The following is a 26,011-nucleotide window of genomic DNA, read 5'->3' on the forward strand; positions in this document are numbered from 1 at the left end:
GTCAGTCGCCGAGCGGGACGCTCCAACACAGGCGCGTCCCGCGGGGTTCGGCGGGTTCCACAGCGAATTCACCACCCAGGCCGGCGGCACGCTCGCGCAGGTTGACCAGGCCACCGCGGGCGGCGTCGGGGCTCGTGCCGACCCCGTCGTCGTCGACGGTGAGGGTGAGCCGTGGCCCGCTGACCTCGACCAGCACCTTGACCTGGCTCGCGTGCGCGTGTCGGATCGTGTTGGACAACGCTTCCCGGAGCACCGCGAGCAGGTCCGGGCGTACGGCGTCCGGCACGGCACTGTCGATCGGCCCGGAGATCTCGAGTGCCGGGCGGAACCTGAGTGACCTGGCGGCGGCGTCCACGGCGTCGCGGATCTCGGTCCGCAGGGCCGCGCTCATCGGGGTCCGTAGTTCGAAGATGGCTCGCCGGATGTCCCGGATCGTGGAGTCGAGCTCGTCGACTGCGGCGTTGATCCGCTGGCTGACCTCGGGCCGGGCGATCAGCGGCGCGCTGCTCTGCAACTGCAGCCCGGTGGCGAACAGCCGCTGGATCACCACGTCGTGCAGGTCACGGGCGATCCGCTCACGGTCCTCCAGGACGACGAGGAGTTCCCGTTCCTCCTGAGCCCGGGCGCGCTCCATGGCGAGCGCCGCCTGCGCGGCAAAGCTGGCCAGCAGTGGCACGTCGTCGTCGCTCTGCCGCACCTGACCGGCCGGGTACGCCACGACCAGGACGCCGTGCAGGGTCTCGCCCGCCGACAGCGGGGACACGACGGCCGGGCCGTCGGTGACCGGTGCGAGCCAGGGTGCCGCCTTGGCCAGACTCTCGACGACAGTGTGCCGGCGGTCCGTCACCGAGGCGGCGAAGGTGGTCTCGGCGGCCGGCAGCACCGTGCCGACCAGCGGGGGAGCCGCGCCGTCGATCGAGTCGACGACCTCGATGGTGAACTGGCCGACCTCCTCGTCGTAGAGCAGGACCAGCACCAGTTCGGCGTCCGCGACCTCGCGGGCGTGGCGGGCGACGAGGCCCAGCGCGTCGGTGCGGCGGACCTCGCCCAGCAGCACACTGGTGATTTCGGCGGTGGCGGCCAGCCAACGCTCACGACGGTTGGCGACGGCGTACAGCCGGGCGTTCTCGATCGCGACGCCGGCAGCGGCCGCCAACGCGACGGCGATCTCTTCGTCATCCTCGGTGAACTCGGCGGCTCCCCGCTTCTCCGCGAGGTAGAGGTTGCCGAAGACCTGATCCCGGATGCGGATCGGAGCACCGAGGAAACTGTGCATCGGAGGATGGTTCGGTGGAAAACCGTATGACTGGGGATGCTTCGTGATGTCCGGCATCCGCACCGGTCGCGGGTCGGCGATCAGCAGGCCGAGCACACCCCGACCGTGCGGCAGGTCGCCGATCCGGGCGTGCAGTTCGGCGTCGATGCCGTGGGTGATGAACTCCGTCAGGAGCCGGTCCGGGCCGATCACACCGAGCGCGCCGTAGCGGGCGTCGAGCAGCTCACACGCGGCCTCGACGATGCGGCGCAATGTGGTGCGAAGATCGAGGTCGGAGCCGATCGCCACCACCGCGTCGAGCAGAGCACGCAGCCGCTCACGACTGGTGACGACCTCGCCGACCCGTACGAGCATCTCCTGCAACAACTCGTCCAGACGCACCCGGGACAGCGGACTCAACCCCAGCAGAGGGACGTCGCGCTGGTCGTCCTCGGACGTGTGGCGCCCGTCGTCAGCAACGTGCGAGGCATCCATCCCCTGATGCTACGGGCAGCCAACGGACGCGATTGCCGCCGGTCAGGTGACCGGGCAACCGCCACCCGTGGTCCGGCGTGCCGGACCACCGACGGGTTCGTCGTTCACCGGTCGGGCGCTGTCTCGGTGACGGGTCGCAGCGGGCCGCCCCGCAGCGCGTACGCCAGCAGGCCCGTCACCGCCAGCACGGTGGCGCAGACGGTGGCGGCTGTGGTGCCGGCGGGCTGGATCAGCCAACTGGCGACCTGCGTCCGCACGTCCCTGCTGGGGCCCATGACGGGCAGGACCGCGATGAGGGTCCAGATCAGCGGGGCGATCCACGACAGCGCGGCGCCGACCAGGGCGGTGCCGAGGGCGGTCAGCCCGAGCAGGCCGGCGGTGTTGCGCAGCACGAGGGCGAGCGGCTCGTAACGCGCGTCGGTGAGCGTGCTGAGCGACAGCAGGGCGGTGATCGCGGCACCGGCGAGGAACAGATGCACGGCACGTCGCAGCGGCCAGTTGACCGACGCGGTGTGGTCGAGGGCGTCGTCCGCGCCGCTGAGGGTGGCGCCGAACGCGACCACCGCCAACATGATGGTGAGGCTCGCGGTCCGGGCGTTGATGGTGGTCGAGTCCGTGTAGACCAGCGACAACACCCAGGCCAGCGTGATCAGCGCCGCCGCGCTGCCGAGCGCGAGGGGGACGCGGCGCGACCGCAGGTGGAGCCGGAACCATCTCATGGCTTCTTCTCCGCCAGGATCGCCAGGAGGCCGTCGCTGCGACAGTCCATCGCCGCCGCGCGGGCCGCCGCCATCCGATCTCGCTGCTCGGCCTGCGGCAAGCTCACCAGCGCCTGGTAGGCGCTCCGCACCCGCTCGATGTCCGCCGGTTCCCACCAGCGCTGCGGGGCTGGCGGCTGACCGCTCAGCCAGGCCGTGGCGACCGTCCGGGCCAGGAATTCGTCGGTCTCCGGCTGGTCGCCGCAGTCCTGCCGCCAGGCGGCCTCGAGCAGTGACGGCAGGAAGTAGCCGTCGGACAGGTCGGCGCGGCCGTCGGGGTCGATCGCGGGAGTGTCGAAGACGATCGTGTCGTCGGCGTGCCGGGTCGGTGTCGTGCTCGCGCCCAGTTGCCCCCAGTAGGCGATCTGTCGGGACTGCACCGCCCGGACGGGTGCGTTGGGCAGCTTCGCCGCCATCATTCCGAGTGCCTGGCGGGCGGGGTCGACGACGTCGGGCAGCAACGCGGCGTGCGCCCGTGCCACGCAGACCTGCGGGCCGTGGTCGTCACAGACCAGCTCGATGGCGACCGGGTCGACGACCGCCGCTCCGCGGGTTCCGCCGACGGGCAGGAGCGGTACCGCGACCGCGCCGCCGAGCACCGCCGGAAGCACGGCGAACGCGATGGCGCGGCGGCGGACCGCGCCGAGCAGCAGCAGCCCGGTCGCGGCGAGGGACACCAGCCACAGCGTCTGGAGCACGCTGACCCGGGTCGCGATCGTCTGGAAGTCGTCCAGGCCGTTGAAGGTCGGTACGAGCAGCAGCGCAGACGGCTCCGGCCGGACCCTGGTGAAACTCGCGTCGGTGTGGGCCATCGTGACGAGGTCCGGGACCAACCCCACCAGGACGAAGCCGACCACGGCGAGGATGGGCGCGGTGACCACCCGGGGCACGGCGCGGCCGGCGGCCATGCCGAGCCAACCAGCGGCGACCAGCGCCGGGACGCCCACCGCGGCGACGACGACCGCGCTGGCCGGGAAGTATCCCGCCGTCGGGACCACCCATCCGGCCGCGATGAGGAACACCAGGACGTACGCGGTCGCCACCGCGACGGCCAGCGCGCTGGCGGTCGGGACGACGCGCTGCCAGCGCGGCCGAACGGTGCTGGCGAACAACTCGTTGACCCGGTAACGCGCGTCACGCTGACCCAGCCACGCTCCGCCGGCCAGCGCGAAGGGCAGCGACACCATGAGCATCGACCGCGAGAAGATCGCCAGTTGCATCCACCGCCCGACGAAGAACTGGGTGGACGTGAGCAGCAGCACCGTGCCGGCCACCAGCGACAGCAGGCCGATGCTCAGCGCCGCCGAACGGCGCAGCTCGATGCGAAGGATGCGCCCGGTCATGCTGACACCCGGCCCCGGTGGGCGCGCAGCAGCGACGAGTAGCCGCGTTCGGTGGCGCTGTCACCGGCGTCGTCGGTGCCGCCCTGCTGGGCCAGTTCGCTGGCGCTGCCCTGCCACACCAGCCGACCCTCGCTGACCAGCACCACGTCGGTGCAGGCCACCGCGACGTCCTCGACCAGGTGGGTGGAGACGAGCACGCAGCTGTCCAGACCGATGTCGCGCAACAGCTCGCGGAAGTCGAGGCGCTGCTCGGGGTCCAGGCCGACCGTCGGCTCGTCGAGCAGCAGCACCTCCGGGTCGTTGACGATCGCCTGGGCGATACCGGCGCGGCGCAGCATCCCGCCGGACAGCGTCTTCATCCGGGAGTCGGCGCGATCGGCCAGGCCGACCCGTTCGATGGCCCGCTGCACCGCAGCGGGGATGACCGTCTTCGGCATCTCCTTGAGCCAGGCCAGATATTCGACGAACTCCCGGACCGTGAAGCGCGGGTAGAAACCGAAGTGCTGCGGCAGATAGCCCAGGCCACGTCGTACCCGGCGCAGGTCCGCGCCGGCGGTGACGTCCTCGCCGAGCAGGGTCAGTCGCCCGGCGGACGGTTTGACCACCGTGGCCAGGGCGCGCATCAACGTCGTCTTGCCGGCGCCATTGGGGCCGAGCAGCCCGTGCACACCGGTGCCCAACGTCAGGTCCAGCTCGTTGACCGCCAGGTGTCGGCCGGCCCGGACCTGCAACTTCTCGGCGTGCACCGCCCATGGGTGGGTCGACGGCCTGGTCTCCGCCACGCTGACCGTACGCATCATGAGGTCTCCATTCGGTCCTGGCTCGGTGTCGTCATCGGAAGGTCCTGGTTAGTTCCCGCGGCCGTCGTCGGGCCCGGACGAGCAGCACGGCCGTCAACATCACGGTGGTGACCGCCCACCCGGGCAGGCTGTTGCCCGTGAGGACGGTCGGGAGCTGCCCGCCGGCCAGGCTCGGCGCCACCACACCCGCGGACCAGGTGACCGCCAGCGCGAGCGCGGCCCGGTCGACGCCCACCACGGTGCCCAGCGCCAACGTCCCGGCGGTGAAGCCCAGCGCCGGCAGCAACCAGAGGCCGACGGAGTGCCCGGTGCTCCAGCCGGCCACCGCCAGCACCGGTACGACCGCGGTCAGCACCCCCAACGTGCGGCGCATCAGCAGCGGCAGGCCGGTGCGCGGAGTGGTGGCCGTCAGCTCCCAGGCCGGGTCGAGTCGCCGGCTCCAGACGGCGGCCACCGGCACCAGCGGCGCGACGGGCGCGATCAGCAGCACCAGCGACGGCAGGCTGGCGAAGGTCTTCTCGAACAGCACCGCGGCCAGCATCAGCCCGGCGGCGGTGGCCAGCCAGGGCAGGACCCGTGCGGCGACCCCGGTACGCCTGCGCCGCCGACGACGCACCGGGCCGGGGCCGGCGGTGATCCCGGCGGCGAGCTCGTCGGCCACCCGGTCCAGCAGGTCCCGGGTGCCCGGGTCGACGGCACCGGTCAGCACCGCCCGGCACTCGGCGCAGACCTCCAGGTGTGCCTCCACCGCCCAGACGGTCGTGTCGTCGACGCCGGCGCCACCCGACGCGTACCGGGAGATGAGAGCGGGCGTGGGATGAGTGGTCATGACAGCGCCTCCCGGAGTGCGATGCGGGCTCGTCGCGCGCGGGTCTTCACGGTCCCCTCCGGCATGCCGAGCAGCAGCGACGTCTCCCGGGCGGTCAACCCGTCGAGGACCATCGCGCGGAGCACCTGGCGTAGCTCGGGGGGTAGCGCGTGCAGGGCCCGTTCGAGGTTGGCGTCCATCCCGCCGGCCAGTGCCTCGTCCTCGGCGGCCGGGGCCACGGTCTCGAAGGTCTGCACCGACGGGATCCGCTCGCGTCGGGCCCGGTGGCGGAACGCGTCGATCAGCCGGTGTGCGGCGATCGTCCACAGCCAGCCGACGGCGCTGCCGGAGGTGGAGGACGACTGCGCCTGACTGCCGGCCGAGCGCCAGACCGCCAGGTACGTCTCCTGCAACACCTCGGCCACCATGTCCTCGTCCGCGCAGCGCCGACGCAGTCGGGTGGTCAGCCAGGGGGAGGTACGCCGGTACAGCGCGTCGAACGCGCGCCGGTCACCCCGGGCAACCCGGCGGAGCAGCTCGCCCTCGTCGAGTCCGTCCAGACTTCGTCTCACGTCAGGCAAGACGACGCGTACCCCCGCTCCGGTTCTGTCCTGGCTGTGGCCGTCGTCACAGTTCCGCCGTGTCCGTGCCCGACCGGCGCGGCGTGACACCCCACACACCGGGAACGTCGTTCGCCTGCGGGGCGTTGGCGAGCGAGAGAATCACCTTCGGGTGATCGCCGCACCCGGCCACCCCCACCACGACCCCTGCCTCGTCACTTCCTCGCCTCCATTGGCGGGCACCCCGCACCGCGCCCGCCGAGATCTGTGGACGCGGTGACGCCCCAGCACCGCACGTGACGACGCACCCGCTTCCGCAGAGAGACCGAGATGATGAAGCAGTTGGTGGACAAGACCGGCCCCGGCACCAAGGTGGGAGACCCCACCGAGGAGGTCCTGCCCGGTGACCTGATGACCAACCGTCAACGGGCACAACTCGTCCTCGTGCTCGGTGCGTTGATCGCGATCGGGCCGTTGACCATCGACATGTACCTGCCCGCGCTGCCCGCCATCACCACCGGGCTGCAGACCACCGAGACCGCTGTGCAGTTGACCCTGACCGGCACGCTGGTCGGCCTGGCGTTGGGCCAGTTGCTGATCGGGCCGCTCTCCGACGTGGTCGGACGACGGGTGCCGCTGCTGGCCGGGCTGGTCGCGCACATCGTGGCCTCCGTGCTGTGCGTCTTCGCGCCCAACATCGAAGTGCTCGGCGCGCTGCGCGTACTCCAGGGTCTTGGCGTGGCGGCCGCCACAGTGGTCGCGACGGCCGTCGTCCGTGACCTGTTCAGCGGAGCCTCCTTCGCCCGGATCTTCTCCCGGCTGATGCTCGTCATGGGTCTGGCGCCCATCCTCGCGCCGACCCTGGGCAGCGGCCTGTTGAGCTGGACCGACTGGCGGGGCGTCTTCGCGGCGCTGGCGGTGCTGGGCGCGTTGCTGATCGTCGTGGCCGCGCTGAAGCTTCCCGAGACCCTTCCGGTGGCGCGTCGGCGACACGGAGGGATCGCCGCCACCATGCGCGACTACCGGGGGCTGCTCAACGACCGGGCGTTCGTCGGCCTGGTGCTGGTCGCCGGGCTGGCGATGGCGGCCCTGTTCGCGTACGTCTCCGGGTCGTCGTTCGTTCTCCAGCGGGAGTACGGCCTCGACGAGCAGGAGTTCGGCCTGGCCTTCGGGGCCGGCGCGGTGGGCCTGATCGCGGCCACCCAGTTCAACGTCCGGCTGCTGCGCCGCTTCACCCCGCAGCAGATCCTGGTCAGCGCCCTGATCGCCGGCACAGCGGCGGGGCTGCTGCTGGTCATGTTCGCCGCGACCGGCTTCGGTGGTCTGGGCACCCTGCTCGCGTCGCTGTGGCTCGTCCTGGCCGCCACCGGCCTGGCAATGCCGAACGCCCCGGCGCTGGCCATGAGCCGGCACAGCGAGGCGGCGGGCACCGCCGCTGCGCTGCTCGGGGCCGTGCAGTTCGGCATCGGTGCGTTGTCGGCGCCACTGGCGGGCCTGTTCGGCACCGGGAGCGTGCCGATGGCGGTCGTCATCGCCGGCGGCATGGCCGCCTCGCTGCTGGTCATGCTTTTCGTCGTGCCCCGCGCCAGCCTGGGCACTGTCGACCCGGACCTGGCGGTCGCGCTGCACTAGGGCTCGCCGCGGGCAGACAGCGGGCGGGCCGGTCACCCGGCCCGCCCGACGATTTCAGCGGATCTCGGTGGTGTCCTCGGGGCGTGACTGACCGCGCGGCGGGGCGGACCAGGGCGACTCGCCGCCGACGCGGCGCGGCAGCGGCTCGGTCGGTGTCGAATCGCCCGGGTAACCGAGAGTGAGGGGCGCGGTGTCGCGCTCAGCGGGCGTGGGAGACGGCCAGTCGGTCAATGTGAAGTCGTCGTTGCGGGGGCCTCCGTCGGGCACGGGGGTCGGTGTCGCGGCCGGCTCGGTCGCCGCGCGTGGCCACTGCCGCCACCGCTGCCCGCTGAAGGTCGCCATCAGCAGCAGCAGACCGATCACGAACAGCGTGCCGTTCTCCACCGGCAGCCGCAGCGGCAACGGATCGCCGAGCATCTTCCACTCGTGCGGGATCGCGTCCCGCACCGCGAAGGGTGCCACGAACATTCCGACGTACGGCGTGACCAGCAGCAACCCGGCCGCCAGGGGGCCCAGCGGCGAGAAGCGCAGCGTGCCTACCAGGCCCAGCAGGACTCCGCCGACGGCGAGGTACACGGCCGGCTCGATCAGGTTCGCGGTGTTGAACGTGCCGGTCTCCACCCAGCGGTCGACTGTCCGGCTCGACCCGTCCTGCCCCAGTGTGACCAGCACCCAGGTGATGGGCGCCACCACCAGCCCGGCGAGGAAGCTCCAGAGATGTCGCATCCGCGCACCGTACCGTTTTCGACATGACTGAGCACCTCTCCGCCGCACCGATCGGCAAGCCGACGTCGTACTCGCGCGTCACGCTGAGCAAGATCATGACTGCCGTGGACGTGAACCTGTACGGCACCGTGCACGGTGGGGTTCTGATGAAGTTCGTCGACGACGTGGCGGGTGCCGCCGCGGCCCGGCACAGCGGCGGAACGGCCGTCACCGCGGCGATCGACGAGATCGTCTTCTCCGAGGCGGTCCGGGTCGGCGACCTCGTGCACGCCCACGCGCAGGTGAACTGGACCGGCCAGACCTCGATGGAGGTGGGCGTACGGGTGGTCGCCGAACGCTGGGACTCGGCCGAGGACGCGGCGGTTCGGGTGGCCACCGCGTACCTGGTGTTCGTCGGTGTGGACGTGGGCGGGGCGCCGCGGGTGGTCCGCCCGGTGCTGCCGGAGACGGCGGAGGACGAGCGCCGGTACAAGGAGGCGGAGATCCGCCGGGCCCACCGCCTCGCCCGCCGTCGCGCCATCCAGGCACACCGCGCGGGCTGACCCACATGAGGTGGGCGGGTGCAGTGTGGGGTGGGCACGCGTCGGTTGGCGCACCCGGTGCGCAGAATGGCGCTTCGAGGTAGGGCAAGATGGCGCCACGGCCCATTCACAATGTCGTGCCGGGCCAGGGGAGGGTGAAGCAGTGGGTGACATGCTGTGGGCGCCGCCGGCGGACGTACGCGAGCATTCCCGGATCGGCGGCTACCTGCGCTGGCTGCGGGAGCACCGCGGGTTGGACTTCGCCGACTACGACGCGTTGTGGCGCTGGTCGACCACCGATCTGGACGCGTTCTGGCGTTCGATCTGGGACCACTTCGAGGTGGTCGCGCACACCCCGCCGACCGCGACCCTGGCCGAGCGGGGGATGCCCGGCGCCCGCTGGTTCCCCGGCGCCACGCTCAACTACGCCGAGAACGTGTTGCGGATGCCGGGGCGGCTCGACGACGACCCGGTGGTGATCGCACACGGGCAGACCCGAGCGCCCGTCACGCTGACCGCCGGGGAGTTGCGCGAGCAGGTCCGCCGGGTGTCGGCCGGGCTGCGCCGGCTCGGCGTCACCGCCGGTGACCGGGTGGCGGCGTACGCCCCGAACATCCCCGAGACGTACGTCCTGCTGCTGGCCACCGCCAGCCTGGGCGCGATCTTCTCGTCCTGCGCGCCCGAGTTCGGCACCCGCAGTGTCACCGACCGGTGGCAGCAAATCGAGCCGACGGTGCTGGTCGCCGTGGACGGCTACCGCTACGGCGACAAGCCGGTGGACCGCCGCGCCGAGGTCGCCGCGATCCGGGCGGCCCTGCCGTCGCTGCGGCACACCGTCAGCATCGGCTACCTCGACCCGACCGGCCCCCTGCCCGAGGGCGTGCTGGGCTGGGCTGAGCTGGCCGCGCCCACCGACGAGCCGTCGACGTTCACGCCGGTGCCGTTCGACCACCCGCTGTACGTGCTCTACTCCTCGGGCACCACCGGGTTGCCCAAGCCGATCGTGCACGGCCACGGCGGCATCCTGCTGGAACACCTGAAGATGCTCGCCCTGCACCACGACCTGGGCCCGGCCGACCGGTTCTTCTGGTTCACCACCACCGGCTGGATGATGTGGAACTTCCTGGTCTCCGGGCCGGCGGTGGGCGCCACCATCGTGCTCTTCGACGGCAACCCGGCGGTCCGGGCGGAGCCCGGCCGGCCGGCCGAGCCCGACCTGGGTGGGCTGTGGCGGCTGGCGGCGGAGACCGGCACCACGTACTTCGGCACCTCCGCGCCGTTCCTGCTGGCCTGCCGCAAGGCCGGGCTGGTGCCCCGGGACGTCGCCGACCTGTCGGCGCTGCGCGGGGTGGGTTCCACCGGTGCGCCGCTGCCCGCCGAGGGCTTCGAATGGGTGTACGAGACGGTCGGCGACCGCCTCCAGCTCCAGTCGCTCTCCGGTGGTACCGACGTGTGCACCGGCTTCGTCGGCGGCGTGCCGCTGCTGCCGGTCTACGCCGGCGAGATCGCCTGCCGCGCGTTGGGCGCCAAGGTGGAGGCACGTTCCGCCGATGGCACCCCGGTCATCGGCGAGCTGGGTGAGCTGGTCATCACCGAGCCGATGCCGAGCATGCCGGTGGGCTTCTGGAACGACCCGGAGGGCACCCGCTACCGCGAGGCGTACTTCGACGTCTACCCGGGCGTCTGGCGGCACGGCGACTGGATCACCATCAACGAGCGGGGCGGCTGCGTGATCACCGGTCGCTCCGACGCCACGCTCAACCGCGGTGGGGTGCGGCTGGGCACCGCCGAGTTCTACTCGGTGGTCGAGGGGCTCGACGAGGTGCTCGACTCGGTCGTCGTGCACCTGGAGGACGACGAGGGTGGCGCCGGTGAGCTGCTGCTCTTCGTGGTGCTGGCCGAGGGTCTGGAGCTGGACGACCCGATGCGCGCGAGGATCTGTCGCGAACTGCGGACCGCGCTCTCACCCCGGCACGTGCCCGACGAGATCCACCAGGTGCGCTCGGTGCCCCGCACCCTGTCGGCGAAGAAGCTGGAGGTGCCGGTCAAGAAGATCCTCACCGGCGTCCCGGTCGACCAGGCCGCGGCCAAGGGCGCCCTGGCCAACCCCGAGTCCCTGACGGCCTTCGCCGCCCTGGCCCAACGCCGAGCAATAGACAACACGCACGCCTGACAGCCCGGCCCGCCGGGCGGGCCGGTTACGGGAGGGTCTGGGTGACCTTTTCGGTGGCCTGGCGGCTGGTCAGCCGGGCTGGGTCCAGGTTGGCGCAGAGGACCACGGTGGCCGCCCGGGTCAGGGGGGCCAGCAGCCAGTCGACCGGGTCGGGGTGGCGGCTGGCGTCGACCAGGACCCGCGCGCCGGGCTCGATGCCCAACTCCGCGGCACGGGCCTCGGCGCGGGTCAGCAGCCGCGCGTCGGCGGGGCCCGGACCGGGCTGCGGGGTGAAGTGGTCGCCGTGTCGGCGGACCTCCACCACGTAGTCGGCGAACCCGGGCGGCACCTGCCGCAGCGGGGCGGCGAGCGGGGCCAGCGCGAGGGCGTACCGCTCGTCGGCGGACCAGGACTGCGCCTCGTCGAGCTGGTCGGCGGCGGCGAAGAGCACGTCCACGTCACCCGGTGTGTCCACCACGTTCAACTTGGCCGACCAGCAACCCAGCAGCACCGCCGCGGTCTGCCAGTGCGGCGGCAGCAGCACGCCGGCCGGGGTGCCCGCAACGAGGCCGACCTCGTCGACGAGGAGATTGGCGGTCTTCGCCACCCAGTTCGCCAGGGTGGTGCCGGAAAGTTCGGTGCGGTCACCACTGGCATCGTCGTACCAGGTGAGCAGCGGTCTGGTCGGGTCGGTCGCGATCGCGTCGGCGAACACCCGGGCAATGTTGTCGGCCATCGGCGCGAACGATACGCCCCCGCCGGCCGTACTCGTTGACGATGACAAGTCGGCGTACCGTCGGGTCGCAGTCAGCGCCGCTGCCGCGCCCCGGCGTAGGCTTGACCCCCGGAGTGTTGTTCCCCACAGACGCCAGTGCAAGGAGTCGCCCCGTGACCGCCGGTCGCCCGCCCCGCGTGCTCATCGACGCCACGAGTGTCCCCGCCGACCGTGGTGGTGTCGGTCGATACGTCGACGGTCTGCTCGGAGCCCTCGGCAAGGTGTGCGGGTCGGGGGTGGACCTGGCGGTGGTCAGTCTTCGCACCGACCTGGAGCGTTACACCCGGATGCTGCCCGGCGCGGAGATCATTCCCGCTCCGGCCGCCGTGGCGCACCGCCCGGCCCGGCTCGCGTGGGAGCAGACCGGCCTGCCGCTGCTCGCGCAGCAGGTGGGCGCGCACGTGCTGCACTCGCCCTTCTACACCTGCCCGCTGCGGGCCGGGTGCCCGGTCACGGTCACCGTGCACGACGCGACGTTCTTCACCGAGCCGGAGCATTACGACAAGTCCCGCCGCACGTTCTTCCGCAGTGCCATCAAGACCTCGCTGCGTCGCGCCAACCGGGTGATCGTGCCCAGCAAGGCCACGCGGGACGAGCTGATCCGGCTGCTCGACGCCGACCCGACACGCATCGACGTGGCCTACCACGGTGTCGACCAGGCTGCCTTCCACGCGCCCACCGAGGAGGAGAAGGCCCGTGTGCGGGCCCGGCTGGGGCTGGGCAACAGCAGCTACGTCGCCTTCCTCGGGGCCAAGGAGCCACGGAAGAACGTCCCCAACCTGATCCGTGGTTGGGCGCACGCGGTGGCCGACCGCGTCGACCCGCCGGCCCTGGTGATCGCTGGTGGTCAGGGGCACGACGACGACATCGACCGCGCTGTCGCCGAGGTCCCCTCGCACCTGCGCCTGCTGCGCCCCGGCTACCTGCGCTACGGCGACCTGCCCGGCTTCCTCGGTGGCGCGCTGGTCGCGGCCTACCCGTCCTACGGCGAGGGTTTCGGGCTGCCGATCCTGGAGGCGATGGCGTGCGCCGCCCCGGTGCTGACCACTCCTCGGCTCTCACTGCCCGAGGTGGGCGGCGACGCGGTCGCCTACACCTCCGAGGACCCGGAGCAGATCGCCACCGACCTGGCCGCCCTTCTCGACGACGAGCAGCGGCGGTTGTCGCTGGCAAAGGCGGGGTTCGACCGGGCGAAGGAGTTCACCTGGGAGTCCAGCGCCGAGGTGCACATCGCCGCCTGGAGTCGCGCCAGTTCCTGACCCTCCGGGGCCCGGCTGGTGACCCATGCCACTCCCGGCAGGCACGTCGGGCATGATGTGCGGATGCTTTATGCGGTCATTCCAGCAGGTGGCAGCGGCACGCGGTTGTGGCCGTTGTCCCGCGCCGGCCACCCCAAGTTCCTCCACCCGCTCACCGGCACCAGCGCCTCGCTGCTCCAGGCGACAGTGGAACGGCTCGCCCCGCTGACCACACCGGATCGGACCCTTGTGGTCACCGGTGCCGCGCACGTCGCGGCGGTGGCTCGGCAGCTGACCGGTCTGCCGGAGGAGAACATCCTGGTCGAGCCCTCCCCCCGAGATTCCTGCGCGGCGATCGCGTTGGCCGCTGCCGTGATCGCGGTACGCGACCCGGACGCGGTGATGGGCAGCTTCGCGGCCGACCACCTGATCCGCGACCCGGAGAGCTGGGTCCGCACTGTCCAGGAGGCGGTTCGCGGGGCCGAGCAGGGCATGCTGATGACCGTCGGGATCACCCCCACGCGGGCGGAGACCGGCTACGGCTACCTGGAGACCGGCGACCCGACCGAGGGCACGCCGTGGCGGCCGGTGGCCGAGTTCAAGGAGAAGCCGGGCGCCGAGGTCGCCGAGGCGTACGTTCGTTCGGGCCGGTACCTGTGGAACGCGAGCATGTTCGTGTGGCGGGTGGACGTCTTCCTCGCCGAGCTGGCCCGCCAGCAGCCGGCGCTGCACGCCGGTGTGGCAGCGATCGCCGCCGCCTGGGGCACCCCGGAGCAGGACGAGGTCCTCGGTGCGATCTGGCCGACCCTGCCGAAGATCTCCGTGGACTACGCGGTGATGGAGGGCGCGGCCACGGCGGGTCGCGTCGCGACGGTGCCGGGCGACTTCGGCTGGAACGACGTCGGCGACTTCCACACCCTCGGCGAGGTGCTGCCGACCGACGACGCGGGCAACGTGGTGCTCGGCACCGACGCCAAGCCGGGTGTGCTGCTGCGCGACAGCGCCAACATGGTGGTCGTGCCGCAGTCGGGACGGTTGGTGGCCGTCCTCGGGTTGCGCGACCTCATCGTCGTGGACACCCCGGACGCGGTCATGGTCTGCCCCCGCGACCGGGCCCAGGATGTCAAGGCCCTGGTCGACGAGCTCAAGGCGCGAGGCGAAGAGGGCTACGTCTGAGGGCTGCGAGGGCCGGCGCGACCATTTGCACGGTCCCGCCGGCCAGTGGCTCGGGCAGCTGGTCCAGCGGGAACCAGCCCAGCTCCTCGGCCTCGTCGCTGACCTGCTCCACGGCGGCGGGAGGGGCCAACACGGCGAACCGGACGTCGTGGTGCAGTGACCCGCCCTGACACTGCACCTGGTGCACGTCCACGTCGATCGGCACCGGGTCGATGCGCAGGCCGGCGATCCCGGACTCCTCGGTGGCCTCGCGGAGCGCGGCGGCGACCAGGGTCTCGTCAGTCGGCTCGCAGTGGCCGCCGAGCTGCACCCAAAGCCCGAACTTGACGTGCAGGCAGAGCAGCACCCGCGAGCCGGTGGCGTCCAGGACCAGCGCGCTCGCGGTGACGTGCCCGGGTCGGTGCTGCCGACTCATCGCGATCGGGCCGGCGCCGAGCAGGCGGAGGGTCCGGTCCCGCGCTACGGCCGCGTCCGGGCTGGTGGGCTGCCAGCCTTCGAGAAGCGCGGTGGCGTCGGCGTGCAGCGTCGCGTACGTCTCGGGGTCGGTCGGGTGGGCGGTCGGTCCGGTGATCGCGGTGTCGGGCACCCCGTCACTGTACGAGCGGGTGCTTCGTACGCTGGCCCGGTGACCCTGCGACTCGTCGAATTCGTGGTGGCCGGCAACGAGGCCAGTGATCTCCTGCCGGTGCGGTCGGCACCCCTGCTGCGCGCGTACGGCGCCCGGCGGGGCTTCTGGACCGTGCTGGACGAAGGGCCGGTGGAGCGCTGCCTCGCCCTGCTGCTGGAGCTGGACGACGGCGAGTGGACGGCCCGGCACGTGCTGGCGGACGCCGGTGCGGAGAACGGGCGGACCGAGGACGGTGAGGCGCTCGCCCACCACGACGGCTGGGTGTACGTCTTCGGCTCCCACTTCGGCTCGAAGGGTGGCCCGCTGCGCCCCCGACGTGCCTTCGTGGCCCGGTTCCGCGAGGACGACGCTGCGGCCGGGCCGATCCCGGTGCACGTGGTGCGCAACTCGTTCCGGCTGCACCGGGCGGTGAACGACGCCCTGGCCGGGTCGCCGCTGGTCCTGTTGCCTCCGGGAGAACGGGTGCGGGCCCGGTTCATCGTGGAAACCCTGGCCAGGGGGACCGCCCGGGAGAAGAGCTGGGTGAGTCGCCTCACCCCGGACGACCTGCCGTTGAACGTGGAGGCGGCGGCCTTCACCCCGGCCGGGACGGTGCTGCTCGGTCTGCGTTTCCCGGTCACCGAGGCCGGTGAGCCGATCCTGGTCGAGGTGGCCGACGTGCCGGGCATGTTCACGGCGGAGCCTTCGTGGCCACGGGCGTTGCGCACGTACGTGTTGACCGGGGTCACCCCGCCCGGGGAGCTGACCGGCTTCCGGGCGATCACCCCGACGGCGGACGGCGCGTACGCGGCCGTGATCGGCTCGATCGACGCGCTGGGCAAGGGATCGGTGCTGCTCGACGACCACCCCGGTGGGGGTGATGTCACCTCCCGACACGTCCGCTTCCGTCTCCCGGACCGTGGATCGGACGACGCGTGCCGGCTCGGCGGGGAGCTGGTGGCGGACCTGGCGCCGTTCCACCACGTCGAGGGGGTGGCCGAGCTGGACGGGCGGCCGTTCTACGTCACGGACGAGGACCACCGGGTCGCGCTCTGGGTCGGCTGAGCGGGATGATGCGGGGGCGGGATGACCGGACGGCACCTCTGCGGAGCAAGGGCCGCAGACCCTCGTGGTGCCGCCCGATCACCGGGGCCTCCCCATGGCCCGGCGCCCTGGCGCCGGGAGCGTCGAGGACGCGCCGGCACCTGTTCGGGCACTGAGAGCATGCCGAACCCGCCCCGTTGACGTCGAGGTTTTTCAGCCCAGGCTTAAAGATGGAGATTAGTGCCGTCCAGGTAGAGTCGAACGGTCATCCGGCATCCCCCTGCCGGGGACTCAGGAGTGCTCCATGCTGAAGATCCACTTTTCTGGGGAGGACATCCTCCGGACCCGGTTGGCGCCGGCTGCGGACCCGATCTGGGAGCTGGTCCTCAGCCTGCACGTGCTGCAGGGCCGCAACCGCGACCCGTTGACGGCCAACTGGCGGCGCACCGTGTCCCAGGCGTTGCGTCAGGACGTCGCCTCCGAGCAGCTCCGGTTGCTGTTCGCGCTGAACCCGCCACGCGGCTACTTCCCGGACTTCCTCACCCCGTACGACAGCGTCGACGGCTTCGAGGCCGGGCTGGACGCGCTCCGCCGCACCCCCACCGAGCTGCTGCACCGGGACCTGAGCGTGCTGGCCGCCGAGACCCAGCTGCCCTCCTCGGCCGCCGCGCTGGCCCGGGGCGAGGTGGCGGTGCTGCACCACCTCGCCGAGTCGATGGAGCAGTACCGATCGCTGGCGATCAACCCGTACTGGAGCAGGATCCAGGCCGCGGTGGCGGCGGACCGGGCCCGCCGCGCCCGGGCACTGCTCGACGGCGGTGTCGAGGGCCTGCTCACCAGCCTCCGGCCGGCCATGCGCTGGGAGGACAGGGTGCTCGAGGTCCGCCACTACCCGCACAGCCGGGAGATGCACCTCGACGGCCGAGGGCTGCTGCTGGTGCCGTCGTTCTTCTGCGCGAGCACGCCGGTCGCACTGCTCGACCCGGCGCTGCCACCGGTGCTCGTCTACCCGGTCGACCGGCTGGGCGGGCTTGCACCGGCCGACCGCGTCGCGGCGATCCCGTCGGGTGCTCCCCGCGACTCGCTCGCCGCGCTGCTCGGCCGCACCAGGGCGGCGGTGTTGCAGGCCACCGACGAGGGCTCCACCACCGGCGAGGTCGCCCGTCAGCTCAACATCTCACCGGCGGCAGCGAGCCAGCACGCCACGGTGCTGCGCAACGCTGGCCTGCTGGTCAGCCACCGGGAGCGCAACAGCGTGCTGCACACGCTGACGCCGCTCGGCCGGGCCATGCTGGACGCCTGACCCGGCCGTCTCTCACAGCGCGAGCGCGGCGCTCGCCGGGCTGCCCGGCGGTGGCGGCAACAGGGTCGACCCGACACCCTCGGCGGCCAGGGCGACGCGCAGTCGGTGCAGGTCGGCGCCGAAGCGGACCAGACCCATCGGCTCGACGGGCGTCGGGGCCGAGCCCAGCACCAGGGCGGCGCCCTCCGGCCAGCCCGGCATCTCCGCGACCAGACCGGCGCGTACCTCCGCCTCGTCGACCAGGGTGAAGACCGTGCCGGGGGCGACGACCTCGGCGACCGCGTCGATCGCCCGCCGCACCGCGGCCAGGTCGGCCGGCGTCGGGCCGAGAGCGTCGGCCAGGGTGGCGGCGTCGGTGAGCCCGGCGGCACGGGCCTCGGCGGTGCCGAGCGAGAAGAGGTCCTGCGCGGCGTCGCGGATCAGCGCCCGCGCACCATCGGCGTCATCCGGGGTGGTCGTGGAGAGGTAGCCCCGGACCACCGCGACCGGCACCTGGTCACACTTGCCCTTGATCAGCTCGCCGGCGCCCGCCAGCTCGTCCACCACGGCCATCTGGGTCAACTGCAACTCGTTGCCGTACGGGTCCACCTCGCCACGGTGGTCCCGGGTGGCCGGCATTCCGGCCACCCCGAGCGCCACGTCGGTGAGCCCGTTGCGCCAGGGCCGGCCCATGGTGTCGCTGATGATCACGGCCAGATCCAGGTCGTAGCGCTCCCGCAGCGCCTCGCGCAGAGCCCGCGCCGACGCGTCCGGATCGACAGGCAGCAGCACCAGCTGGGTCTTGTCCACGTTCGACGCGTCGATCCCCGCAGACGCCATCACGAAGCCGTGATGGGTCTGCACGATTCGGGTCGGCCCCCGGCTGGCGACCACCCGGGCGGTCTCACCGGCCAGGGCCTCGTCCCGGGCGGCCAGCCGCTCCGGACCGTCCGCCGGGACGTCCACCAGCCGCCCCTCCGCCTTGGAGACGATCTTGCTGGTCACCACCAGGACGTCGCCGTTGCGCAGCCACGGCGCCGCTGTCGCGATCACCGCAGCCAGGTCGTCACCCTCGGTCACGTGGCCGATGCCGAGCACCGGCAGGATTTCCAGCCTCACGTCAACTCCACCGCGGCGCGGACCATGGCCGCAGTCGCCGCCTCGTCGGTCATCCGCAGCGGCACCGCGCGGACCGTCACCCCGGGCACCACCGCGCCGGCGTCCTCCTCGGCCACCAGCCACCCGTCCAGCAGGCCGCCGTCCGGTCGGCCCCCGTACAGGCGGCCCACTCCGGCGGCGCTGCACTCGACACCGAGCACGGCGAGGCAGCGGTCGGCCATGCCCCGCACCGGAGCGCCGCCGATGATCGGTGAGACACCCACCACCGGCGCCGGGCTGTCGGCCACCGCCGCACGCAGCCCCGGCACGGCCAGCACCGGCGCGACGCTCACCACAGGGTTGCTGGGCGCGACCAGCACCAGATCGGCCGAGCCGATCGCCTCCAACACGCCGGGTGCCGGCTTCGCCGTCTCCGCGCCGACGAACACGAAGCGCTGAGTGTCGATGTCAGCGCGGTACCGCACCCACCACTCCTGGAAGTGGATCGCCCGTTGGCCCTGCTCGTCCTCGACCACCGCGTGGGTCTCCAGACGGTCGTCCGTCGCCGGCAGCAGACGTACGCCCGGCTCCCAACGGGTGGACAGCGCCTCGGTGACCGCGCTCAACGGGTAGCCGCCGTTGAGCATGCTGGAACGCACCAGGTGGGTGGCGATGTCCTTGTCGCCGAGGCCGAACCACGTCGGCTGCGCCCCGTACGCGGCCAGCTCCTCCTTGACCGTCCAGCTCTCGCCGACCCGACCCCAGCCCCGCTCCGGGTCGGCGCCGCCGCCGAGCGTGTACATGACGCTGTCCAGGTCGGGACAGATCTTCAACCCGTGCAGCCACAGGTCGTCGCCGACGTTGACCACGGCGGTCACCTCCGCGCCGACCTCCCGGGCGTACGCCCGGACGCCGAGCAGGAACCGGGCGCCGCCAATGCCGCCGGCCAGAACCACGATGCGCATGTCGACCATCCTCGCGCACGTGACGCCTCCGGTCCGCCGGTGGCCCTAGAGACTAGGCTCACGTGCGCCCTGTCCGTTCATGCCCCGAGGGGGACCTCGTGACCAGCCCCGCCGAGCCCGCGTCGACCGACGCGACGCAGGCCCGTCAGCTGACCAAGCCACTACGCGAACTCGCTGCGCTCGCGTTGCTCGGCGCCAACGCGGTGTTCCTCTTCGTGGGCCTGCTCCGGCTGATCGCCCCGAACGACTACAGCTCCTTCACCGACCGCGCGGGCAGCGCCTTCTACGCGTTCATCGGGGTGGAGGCGGTGGTCCTCCCACTGCTGGCCGTGCTGTTGGCCACGCACGTCTCACCGGTGCTGCCGAAGGCGAAGCTGATCACTCAGGTGGCCCTCGCCGAGTACGCGGTCAGCGCGCTCTTCGGCACGCTGACCATGCTGATCTGGACGGTCGGCCGCCTGGCCGACGCCGAGGTCCTGGACGCGCTCCTCGGTGTGCTCACCCGGTTCGCCTGGATGGTGATCTTCGCGGTCGCCGCGTGGGTGGTCTACACCGTCTGGCGCGCCCACTACTACGTGCCGCGGCCCAAGCCCCAGCCCGGTGTCTACGGCCAGGCGCAGCCAGGCTGGCCGCAGCAGCAGGGTGGTTGGCCGGGCCAGGGGCAGCCCGGTGGCCAGCCGCAGGGCGGTTGGCCCGCCCCCGGCCAGCCGGGTGGTTACCCGCAGCCGGGCCAGCCGGGTGGTTACCCGCAGGCCGGCCAGTACGGTCAGCCGTCGCCGCCGTTCCAGGCACCGCAGTCGGCCCCGCCGTTCCCGCAGTCGGGACCGCCGCACCCGCAGTCCGCGCCGCCGTTCCAGGCACCGCAGTCCGCGCCGTCGTTCCCGCAGTCCGCGCCTCCGGCGAACCCTGCCCCCCAGTCCGCGCCGCCTGCGCCCGCCGCGCCGCCGTTCGGGCAGCCGCCGTCGGCCGACCCCACCCAGACCATCCCGCGCCAGTCGGCGGACCCGACCGAGGCCATCTCCCGCCCCGGCGACGCGGACAACGACCGCACCCAGCAGCTGAAGCCAGGCGACAACCCCGACCACCCCCGCTGACCGGGGCCCGACGGGTTCTTTGATCACTTGATGCTCAGTAGTCGTCAGCGAGTCTGCTGAACTGCTGAGCATCAAGTGATCAAGAGGGCGAACGCGTGCCGTTTCCCACGGTGCGGGCCGGGACTGGTGGGCCGGGCTCGCGCTGCGCATAGGCTGAGCGGATGGTTGATCGCACCCACTCCGGTCCGAGCGACGCGAGCGTGCGGCGGGCCCTGGGCCGGGCCGCGACCGGGCGTGCGCTGGATGTCGACGAGGCGACCGCGCTGCTGTCCGCTCGTGGTGACGCGCTCGACGAGCTGCTCCGGGTCGCCGGGGGGATCCGGGACGCCGGTCTGCGTGAGGCCGGGCGGCCGGGCGTGGTCACGTACTCCAAGAAGGTCTTCATCCCGCTGACCCGGCTCTGCCGGGACCGCTGCCACTACTGCACGTTCGCGACGGTGCCGCACCGGCTGCCGGCGCCGTTCCTGGACCGCGACGAGGTCCTCGCGATCGCACGGGCGGGTGCCGCGCAGGGCTGCAAGGAGGCCCTGTTCACCCTGGGTGACCGGCCGGAGGAGCGCTGGCCGGCGGCCCGCAGCTGGTTGGACGAGCGCGGTTACGACTCCACACTGGACTACCTGCGTGCCTGCGCGGTCGCCGTGCTGGAGGAGACCGGCCTGCTGCCGCACCTCAACCCCGGGGTGCTGTCCTGGTCGGAGCTGCAACGGCTCAAGCCGGTCGCGCCGAGCATGGGCATGATGTTGGAGACGACCGCGACCAGGCTCTGGTCCGAGCCGGGCGGCCCGCACTTCGGCTCGCCGGACAAGGAGCCCGCGGTCCGGCTGCGGGTGCTCGACGACGCCGGCCGGGTTGGCGTGCCGTTCACCACGGGCATCCTGATCGGCATCGGGGAGACCCCCGCGGAGCGGGTCGACGCGATCTTCGCGATCCGCCGCGCCCACCGGGAGTACGGCCACCTCCAGGAGGTGATCGTGCAGAACTTCCGCGCCAAGCCGGACACGGCGATGCGCGGCATGCCGGACGCGGAGCTGCACGACCTGGCGGCCACGGTGGCGGTGGCCCGGCTGCTGCTCGGCCCGAAGGCCCGGATCCAGGCCCCGCCGAACCTCATCGCCGGCGAGTACGACCTGCTGCTGCGCGCCGGCATCGACGACTGGGGTGGCGTCTCCCCGCTCACCCCGGACCACGTCAACCCGGAACGCCCGTGGCCGCAGATCGAGGAGCTGGCCCGGCACACCGAGCTGGCCGGGTTCACGCTGCGGGAGCGGCTGACCATCTACCCGGAGTACGTGCGCGCCGGCGACCCGTGGCTCGACCCTCGGCTGCTGCCGCACGTGAACGCGCTGGCCGATCCGACGTCCGGCATGGCGGTGGAGTCGGCCATGCCGCAGGGCCACCCCTGGCAGGAGCCGGAGGAGGTGTTCGGCGGGCGGACCGACCTGCACACCACCATCGACACCACCGGTCGGACCGACGACCGGCGGGGCGACTTCGACAGCGTCTACGGTGACTGGGCGGAGGTCGCCACCAAGGTGACCGCCGGCCCGGCCGCCGCCGCTGGCGACCACGATCTGCGGGCCGGGCTGCGGCTGGCCGCCGACGACCCCGCCGCGCTGCTGGAGCCCGCGCACACCGACGCCGCTGTGGCGCTGTTCGGCGCGGACGGTCCGGCACTTGACGAGTTGTGCCGGCTCGCCGACGACGTGCGCCGGGACGCGGTCGGCGACGACGTCACCTACGTGGTCAACCGCAACATCAACTTCAGCAACGTCTGCTACGTGGGCTGCCGCTTCTGTGCCTTCGCGCAGCGTGAACGCGACGCCGACGCGTACCGGCTCTCCGTCGACCAGGTCGCCGACCGGGCCGAGGAGGCGTGGACCCTCGGTGCCAGCGAGGTCTGCCTCCAGGGCGGCATCGACCCGAAGATGCCGGTCACCGGGTACGCCGACATCGTTCGCGCGATCAAGGCGCGGGTGCCGGAGATGCACGTGCACGCGTTCTCGCCCATGGAGATCGTCACCGCCGCCGCGAAGGCCGGCGTGCCGGTCCGCGACTGGCTGACCCAGCTGCGCGAGGCCGGGCTGGACACCATCCCGGGCACCGCCGCGGAGATCCTCGACGACGACGTGCGCTGGGTGTTGACCAAGGGCAAACTCCCGGCCGCCGCCTGGGTCGACGTGGTCAGCACCGCCCATGAGCTGGGCATCCGGTCCAGCTCCACAATGATGTACGGCCACGTCGACCACCCCGGGCAGTGGCTGGCGCACTTCCGGGTGCTGGCCGGGGTGCAGGACCGCACCGGTGGCTTCACCGAGTTCGTGGCGCTGCCGTTCGTGCACACCAACGCCCCGATCTACCTGGCGGGGATCGCCCGGCCCGGGCCGACCTGGCGGGAGAACCGGGTGGTCCACGCGATGTCCCGGTTGCTGCTGCACGGCCGGATCGACAACATCCAGTGCTCCTGGGTGAAGCTGGGCGACGAGGGCACTGTGGCGATGCTCCAGGGTGGCTGCAACGACCTGGGCGGCACGCTGATGGAGGAGACCATCTCCCGGATGGCCGGTTCCGGCAACGGGTCGGCGCGTACCGAGGAGCAGTTGCGGGCCATCGCGACGGCGGCCGGGCGGCCGGCGCGCAAGCGCTCGACCGCGTACGGTCACGCCCGGCCCTGACGTCGAACCTTTCCCCGCCGCCGGCCGTACCACGCGGTGCCGGCGGCGGTCGCGGCGAGGACCGCCGCCGGTGTCCCCCACGGGGCCCGGCGGCGTCGGTAGACGGCACCGGACCCGTCCGTCTCCGCGGGCGCGTACGCGCCGCCGCCGGAAAGGCTGCCCATGACCAGTGATCAGCGGAAGCGGCAGTGGCCGCGACTGACCCGCCGGCAGACGTTGACCGCCGCGGCCAGCGCCACCCTCGGCGCCGCCGCGCTCACCGTGCCGGGCCTGTCGGCCGCGCAGAACGCTCCCGGCGCGGCCGGGCGAGCCGACGAGCCGATCGTCGTGCACCTGCGAGACGCCGATTCCGGAACGATGGACATCTTCGTCGGCGAGGCCCGGGTCGAGGTACGCGACCGTAGCCTGGCGGACCGGCTGCGGCGCGCCGCCCGGCGCTGACCCGGCACCCCGCCCTGCCACCCTGTCCCCGCCCAGTGAGGTTGGTCCGCCATGTCTTCCCACCGCGAGGCCCCGGAGATAGCCAAGGATCCGGTCGCCGACAGCTCCGACCTGTACGCGTTCGTCAGCCCCGACAAGCGCGACACGGTCACGTTGATCGCCAACTACGTACCGTTGCAGCTCCCCTCCGGGGGCCCGAACTTCTTCGAGTTCGGCGACGACGTGCGCTATGAGATCCATATCGACAACGACGGCGACGGCCGTCCGGATGTCACCTACCGGTTCGAATTCACCACCGAGATCACCAATCCGAACAGTTTTCTCTACAACACCGGCCCGATCGATTCGCTGGACAGCAGGAACTGGAACCGGCGGCAGTTCTACAGCCTGACCCGGGTGGCCGACGGCCGGGAGCACCGGCTGGCCCACAAGCTGCCCTGCCCGCCGTGCAATGTCGGCCCGCTGTCCACCCCGAAGTACTCCGAGCTGGTGCGGCAAGCCACCTACTCGCTCTCCACCGGGGAGCGGGTCTTCGCCGGGCAGCGTGCGGACGGCTTCTTCGTCGACCTGGGGGCGATCTTCGACCTCGGCACGTTGCGGCCGTTCCAGCAGCTGCACGTCGCCGGCAAGAAGATCTTCAAGGCCGAGGGGGAGCCGGTCAACGCCACCGACCGGATGAACGTGCACAGCATCGCCGTGCAGGTGCCGTTGGACCGGGTCCGCCGGAGTGCCAACCGTTACGGCGCGGGTGACCGGGCCTCGGTGATCGGGGTGTGGACGTCGGCGTCGCGCCGGCAGGTGCGGGTGCTCGGCGACCGGGGCGCTGCGGACACCGCCACCGGCCCGTTCACCCAGGTCTCCCGGTTGGGCAATCCACTGTTCAACGAGGTCATCGTGCCGATGTCCAAGAAGGACCTGTGGAACTCGCTGCCGCCGTCGGAGGACAAGCGGTTCGCGCAGTTCGTCGAGCAGCCGGAGCTGGCGGCATTGCTGCCGGCGCTCTACCCGGACGTCTTCCCCAACCTGGACAAGCTCACCAAGGCCAGGAAGGCGCGCGCCGACCTGGTGGCGATCCTGCTCACCGGCATACCAGCCGGGTTGATCGACGGCTTCACCAACACCACCGGCGACGTGCAGGCCGACATGCTGCGGCTGAACACCGCGATCCCGCCGACCCGGCAGCCGGACCGGTTCGGGGTGCTCGGTGGCGACCTGGCCGGCTTCCCGAACGGTCGGCGTGTCGGCGACGACGTGGTGAGCATCGCGTTGCGGGCGATCGCCGGGGTGACCGTCCCGCTGGTGGACAGGACGTTCCGCCCGGACGCGGCGGCCGCCGCTGTCACCCCGGGGCTGAGCGCCGCCGACGTGACAGCGCCGTTCCTCGGAAACTTCCCCTACCTCGGTACGCCGTACGACGGGTTCAACAACCCGTCGCCGGCGGCGTCCTGACCGGCGTGAGGGAGCGGAGCATGCACGAGCACGCGTACGGGCCGTCGGAGACCGGGAGCGTCGTCCTCGATCTGGGCGGCGACACCGGTGCCCTGATCGTCTACACGAGCCCGGATCTGCACGGTCGGGAGATCGAGATCAGCCGCGAGGGCGAGCGGCGGGTCCACTCGGCGGTGCGTGAGCGCCGGGTGCGGGACGGCTCGTTCCACACAGCGGTCTATCCCGATCTGCCGTCCGGAATTTATACCGTCTGGTGGGACGACAAGACGTCCGCCGGCACGGTTTCTGTCCATGGTGGAGGGATAACCGAGTTCGTGTGGCCCAGCAGCGGTTTCGGGGTCGCCAGCTGACCTCGCCGCACCGGTTTTTCCACAGCGCCCCGTCCACATTGTGGACGGGGCGCATGTGCTGCCCGCAGCTCGACGGGCAGTCTGCGCCGTGTCGCGTTAACCTGTCCCCCACCAAGATCAGCTTTGCGGTGATGGCGGCTGGCGCCGTCCTGGCGGTGGCTCGTCAGGGAAGCGCCACGGCAGAAAAGTCGGGCAACTCGCCGGAGAGGGCGTTACTCGGCCGGGGTCTGAATCGATAGGGCAGGTTGCGAGGCTGGACGGTCCGAGTGGTCGTCCGGGGGTGTCGGGAGGGCGACTCCATTATCAAGTTTGGCTTGACGGCGCACGCATTACACGCGTGTAATTTGAATGGGGTTGTTCGCACGGAACGCAACAAAACGGGACCGGACGGACAAGCACGCCTTTCGCGTGGGGGGTTGCAGCGGCGATGACGCCGGTGCGCGACAAGGAGGCATTTGATGGACGGCCAGCTTGAGGTGGCCGACCTGCTCGGAAACGCGCCGGAGTGGCAGGAGCGAGCGCTGTGCTCGCAGACCGACCCCGAGGCGTTCTTTCCCGAGAAGGGCGGCTCGACCCGCGAGGCGAAGAGGATCTGTTCGCGCTGCGAGGTCAAGACGGAATGCCTTGAATACGCTCTGGGTCACGACGAGCGGTTCGGCATCTGGGGTGGGCTCTCCGAGCGGGAGCGGCGCAAGTTGAAGCGGCGGGCCGCCTGAGCGGTGCGAGGTCGGGGCGGTGGGGGCCGCCCGACTCGCCCGGCAGGTTGCCTG

General features: G+C 72.1%; 24 protein-coding genes. 13 read left to right on the top strand and 11 right to left on the bottom strand.

Features of this window, described 5'->3' with window-relative positions; all coding sequences use genetic code 11:
- Position 1 precedes the first annotated feature (1 nt).
- The 6 genes from GA0070619_RS00775 to GA0070619_RS00800 all read right to left on the bottom strand — a co-directional run bounded on the left by GA0070619_RS00775 (position 2) and on the right by GA0070619_RS00800 (position 6,031).
- On the bottom strand, positions 2–1,630 hold the full coding sequence (locus GA0070619_RS00775; RefSeq protein ID WP_231927532.1) for a GAF domain-containing sensor histidine kinase: 1,629 nt from the start codon (positions 1,628–1,630) through the stop codon (positions 2–4).
- A gap of 224 nt (positions 1,631–1,854) precedes the next feature.
- Entirely contained in the window at positions 1,855–2,469 is a 615-nt protein-coding gene (locus tag GA0070619_RS00780) for a hypothetical protein (RefSeq protein WP_088946278.1), read from the bottom strand.
- The gene (locus GA0070619_RS00785; RefSeq protein ID WP_088946279.1) at positions 2,466–3,851 is read right to left on the bottom strand and encodes a hypothetical protein; all 1,386 of its coding nucleotides are present in this window, start codon (positions 3,849–3,851) and stop codon (positions 2,466–2,468) included. Before GA0070619_RS00785 ends, GA0070619_RS00780 begins: the two co-directional genes overlap by 4 nt.
- A complete protein-coding gene (locus GA0070619_RS00790) occupies positions 3,848–4,648 on the bottom strand; it encodes an ABC transporter ATP-binding protein (RefSeq protein ID WP_088951469.1) in 801 nt (266 codons plus the stop codon). The genes GA0070619_RS00785 and GA0070619_RS00790 overlap by 4 nt, the downstream gene beginning before the upstream one ends.
- 34 nt (positions 4,649–4,682) lie before the next feature.
- Entirely contained in the window at positions 4,683–5,480 is a 798-nt protein-coding gene (locus tag GA0070619_RS00795; protein ID WP_172861939.1) for a zf-HC2 domain-containing protein, read from the bottom strand.
- Complete coding sequence (locus tag GA0070619_RS00800) at positions 5,477–6,031, bottom strand: RNA polymerase sigma factor (RefSeq protein WP_197699583.1); 555 nt, start codon at positions 6,029–6,031, stop codon at positions 5,477–5,479. The genes GA0070619_RS00795 and GA0070619_RS00800 overlap by 4 nt, the downstream gene beginning before the upstream one ends.
- Positions 6,032–6,352: 321 nt before the next feature.
- Between GA0070619_RS00800 and GA0070619_RS00805 the strand changes: the two genes are divergently transcribed.
- Complete coding sequence (locus GA0070619_RS00805) at positions 6,353–7,651, top strand: multidrug effflux MFS transporter (RefSeq protein WP_414855651.1); 1,299 nt, start codon at positions 6,353–6,355, stop codon at positions 7,649–7,651.
- A 54-nt stretch (positions 7,652–7,705) separates the two neighbouring features.
- Here GA0070619_RS00805 and GA0070619_RS00810 read toward each other — a convergent pair whose 3' ends face one another.
- On the bottom strand, positions 7,706–8,377 hold the full coding sequence (locus GA0070619_RS00810; protein ID WP_088946281.1) for a hypothetical protein: 672 nt from the start codon (positions 8,375–8,377) through the stop codon (positions 7,706–7,708).
- Between the two features lie 23 nt (positions 8,378–8,400).
- On the opposite strand from GA0070619_RS00810, the gene GA0070619_RS00815 reads away from it, so the two are divergent.
- Entirely contained in the window at positions 8,401–8,919 is a 519-nt protein-coding gene (locus GA0070619_RS00815; RefSeq protein WP_088946282.1) for an acyl-CoA thioesterase, read from the top strand.
- A gap of 142 nt (positions 8,920–9,061) precedes the next feature.
- On the top strand, positions 9,062–11,071 hold the full coding sequence (locus GA0070619_RS00820; RefSeq protein ID WP_088946283.1) for an acetoacetate--CoA ligase: 2,010 nt from the start codon (positions 9,062–9,064) through the stop codon (positions 11,069–11,071).
- 25 nt (positions 11,072–11,096) lie between these two features.
- On the opposite strand, the gene GA0070619_RS00825 is transcribed toward GA0070619_RS00820, so the two are convergent.
- The gene (locus GA0070619_RS00825; RefSeq protein WP_088946284.1) at positions 11,097–11,786 is read right to left on the bottom strand and encodes a TIGR03089 family protein; all 690 of its coding nucleotides are present in this window, start codon (positions 11,784–11,786) and stop codon (positions 11,097–11,099) included.
- A 152-nt stretch (positions 11,787–11,938) separates the two neighbouring features.
- Between GA0070619_RS00825 and GA0070619_RS00830 the strand changes: the two genes are divergently transcribed.
- Positions 11,939–13,084: a glycosyltransferase family 4 protein gene (locus GA0070619_RS00830; protein WP_088946285.1), complete on the top strand. Its 1,146-nt coding sequence runs from the start codon at positions 11,939–11,941 to the stop codon at positions 13,082–13,084.
- Between the two features lie 63 nt (positions 13,085–13,147).
- A complete protein-coding gene (locus tag GA0070619_RS00835; RefSeq protein WP_088946286.1) occupies positions 13,148–14,239 on the top strand; it encodes a mannose-1-phosphate guanylyltransferase in 1,092 nt (363 codons plus the stop codon).
- On the opposite strand, the gene GA0070619_RS00840 is transcribed toward GA0070619_RS00835, so the two are convergent.
- Positions 14,208–14,810, bottom strand: a complete 603-nt coding sequence (locus GA0070619_RS00840) for an NUDIX hydrolase (protein ID WP_088951472.1) — start codon at positions 14,808–14,810, stop codon at positions 14,208–14,210. The two genes, GA0070619_RS00835 and GA0070619_RS00840, sit on opposite strands and share 32 nt — an antisense overlap.
- A 54-nt stretch (positions 14,811–14,864) precedes the next feature.
- Between GA0070619_RS00840 and GA0070619_RS00845 the strand changes: the two genes are divergently transcribed.
- The gene (locus GA0070619_RS00845) at positions 14,865–15,911 is read left to right on the top strand and encodes a hypothetical protein (protein ID WP_088946287.1); all 1,047 of its coding nucleotides are present in this window, start codon (positions 14,865–14,867) and stop codon (positions 15,909–15,911) included.
- Between the two features lie 283 nt (positions 15,912–16,194).
- Positions 16,195–17,193: a winged helix-turn-helix domain-containing protein gene (locus tag GA0070619_RS00850; RefSeq protein WP_088946288.1), complete on the top strand. Its 999-nt coding sequence runs from the start codon at positions 16,195–16,197 to the stop codon at positions 17,191–17,193.
- A gap of 12 nt (positions 17,194–17,205) precedes the next feature.
- Here GA0070619_RS00850 and GA0070619_RS00855 read toward each other — a convergent pair whose 3' ends face one another.
- Both GA0070619_RS00855 and cofD read right to left on the bottom strand, forming a co-directional pair.
- Positions 17,206–18,291: a coenzyme F420-0:L-glutamate ligase gene (locus tag GA0070619_RS00855; RefSeq protein ID WP_088946289.1), complete on the bottom strand. Its 1,086-nt coding sequence runs from the start codon at positions 18,289–18,291 to the stop codon at positions 17,206–17,208.
- Positions 18,288–19,235: a 2-phospho-L-lactate transferase gene (gene cofD, locus GA0070619_RS00860; RefSeq protein WP_088951473.1), complete on the bottom strand. Its 948-nt coding sequence runs from the start codon at positions 19,233–19,235 to the stop codon at positions 18,288–18,290. The genes GA0070619_RS00855 and cofD overlap by 4 nt, the downstream gene beginning before the upstream one ends.
- Positions 19,236–19,333: 98 nt before the next feature.
- Here cofD and GA0070619_RS00865 point away from each other — a divergent pair, with 98 nt between their 5' ends.
- The 6 genes from GA0070619_RS00865 to GA0070619_RS00895 all read left to right on the top strand — a co-directional run bounded on the left by GA0070619_RS00865 (position 19,334) and on the right by GA0070619_RS00895 (position 25,957).
- A complete protein-coding gene (locus GA0070619_RS00865; protein WP_088946290.1) occupies positions 19,334–20,329 on the top strand; it encodes a hypothetical protein in 996 nt (331 codons plus the stop codon).
- A gap of 161 nt (positions 20,330–20,490) precedes the next feature.
- Entirely contained in the window at positions 20,491–23,001 is a 2,511-nt protein-coding gene (locus GA0070619_RS00870; protein WP_088946291.1) for a bifunctional FO biosynthesis protein CofGH, read from the top strand.
- 162 nt (positions 23,002–23,163) lie between these two features.
- Positions 23,164–23,442 carry a hypothetical protein gene (locus tag GA0070619_RS00880; RefSeq protein WP_088946293.1) on the top strand — a complete coding sequence of 93 codons (279 nt, stop codon included), beginning with the start codon at positions 23,164–23,166 and terminating at the stop codon, positions 23,440–23,442.
- Between the two features lie 51 nt (positions 23,443–23,493).
- Positions 23,494–24,891, top strand: a complete 1,398-nt coding sequence (locus GA0070619_RS00885) for a DUF4331 domain-containing protein (RefSeq protein WP_088946294.1) — start codon at positions 23,494–23,496, stop codon at positions 24,889–24,891.
- Between the two features lie 20 nt (positions 24,892–24,911).
- On the top strand, positions 24,912–25,241 hold the full coding sequence (locus tag GA0070619_RS00890; protein ID WP_088951474.1) for a phospholipase: 330 nt from the start codon (positions 24,912–24,914) through the stop codon (positions 25,239–25,241).
- Positions 25,242–25,699: 458 nt separating this feature from the next.
- A complete protein-coding gene (locus tag GA0070619_RS00895; RefSeq protein WP_007455784.1) occupies positions 25,700–25,957 on the top strand; it encodes a WhiB family transcriptional regulator in 258 nt (85 codons plus the stop codon).
- Positions 25,958–26,011: the final 54 nt, after the last annotated feature.

The organism is Micromonospora zamorensis (genome assembly GCF_900090275.1).
Lineage (GTDB): Bacteria > Actinomycetota > Actinomycetes > Mycobacteriales > Micromonosporaceae > Micromonospora > Micromonospora zamorensis.

Bases quoted from the DNA above. Each gene is read 5' to 3' on its own strand.
- GA0070619_RS00775 (WP_231927532.1), bottom strand. From the start codon at position 1,630: ATGCTCGTACGGGTCGGCGAGGTCGTCACCAGTCGTGAGCGGCTGCGT.
- GA0070619_RS00780 (WP_088946278.1), bottom strand. From the start codon at position 2,469: ATGAGATGGTTCCGGCTCCACCTGCGGTCGCGCCGCGTCCCCCTCGCG.
- GA0070619_RS00785 (WP_088946279.1), bottom strand. From the start codon at position 3,851: ATGACCGGGCGCATCCTTCGCATCGAGCTGCGCCGTTCGGCGGCGCTG.
- GA0070619_RS00790 (WP_088951469.1), bottom strand. From the start codon at position 4,648: ATGCGTACGGTCAGCGTGGCGGAGACCAGGCCGTCGACCCACCCATGG.
- GA0070619_RS00795 (WP_172861939.1), bottom strand. From the start codon at position 5,480: ATGACCACTCATCCCACGCCCGCTCTCATCTCCCGGTACGCGTCGGGT.
- GA0070619_RS00805 (WP_414855651.1), top strand. From the start codon at position 6,353: ATGAAGCAGTTGGTGGACAAGACCGGCCCCGGCACCAAGGTGGGAGAC.
- GA0070619_RS00810 (WP_088946281.1), bottom strand. From the start codon at position 8,377: ATGCGACATCTCTGGAGCTTCCTCGCCGGGCTGGTGGTGGCGCCCATC.
- GA0070619_RS00815 (WP_088946282.1), top strand. From the start codon at position 8,401: ATGACTGAGCACCTCTCCGCCGCACCGATCGGCAAGCCGACGTCGTAC.
- GA0070619_RS00825 (WP_088946284.1), bottom strand. From the start codon at position 11,786: ATGGCCGACAACATTGCCCGGGTGTTCGCCGACGCGATCGCGACCGAC.
- GA0070619_RS00835 (WP_088946286.1), top strand. From the start codon at position 13,148: ATGCTTTATGCGGTCATTCCAGCAGGTGGCAGCGGCACGCGGTTGTGG.
- GA0070619_RS00850 (WP_088946288.1), top strand. From the start codon at position 16,195: ATGCTGAAGATCCACTTTTCTGGGGAGGACATCCTCCGGACCCGGTTG.
- cofD (WP_088951473.1), bottom strand. From the start codon at position 19,235: ATGCGCATCGTGGTTCTGGCCGGCGGCATTGGCGGCGCCCGGTTCCTG.
- GA0070619_RS00870 (WP_088946291.1), top strand. From the start codon at position 20,491: ATGGTTGATCGCACCCACTCCGGTCCGAGCGACGCGAGCGTGCGGCGG.
- GA0070619_RS00880 (WP_088946293.1), top strand. From the start codon at position 23,164: ATGACCAGTGATCAGCGGAAGCGGCAGTGGCCGCGACTGACCCGCCGG.
- GA0070619_RS00885 (WP_088946294.1), top strand. From the start codon at position 23,494: ATGTCTTCCCACCGCGAGGCCCCGGAGATAGCCAAGGATCCGGTCGCC.
- GA0070619_RS00890 (WP_088951474.1), top strand. From the start codon at position 24,912: ATGCACGAGCACGCGTACGGGCCGTCGGAGACCGGGAGCGTCGTCCTC.
- GA0070619_RS00895 (WP_007455784.1), top strand. From the start codon at position 25,700: ATGGACGGCCAGCTTGAGGTGGCCGACCTGCTCGGAAACGCGCCGGAG.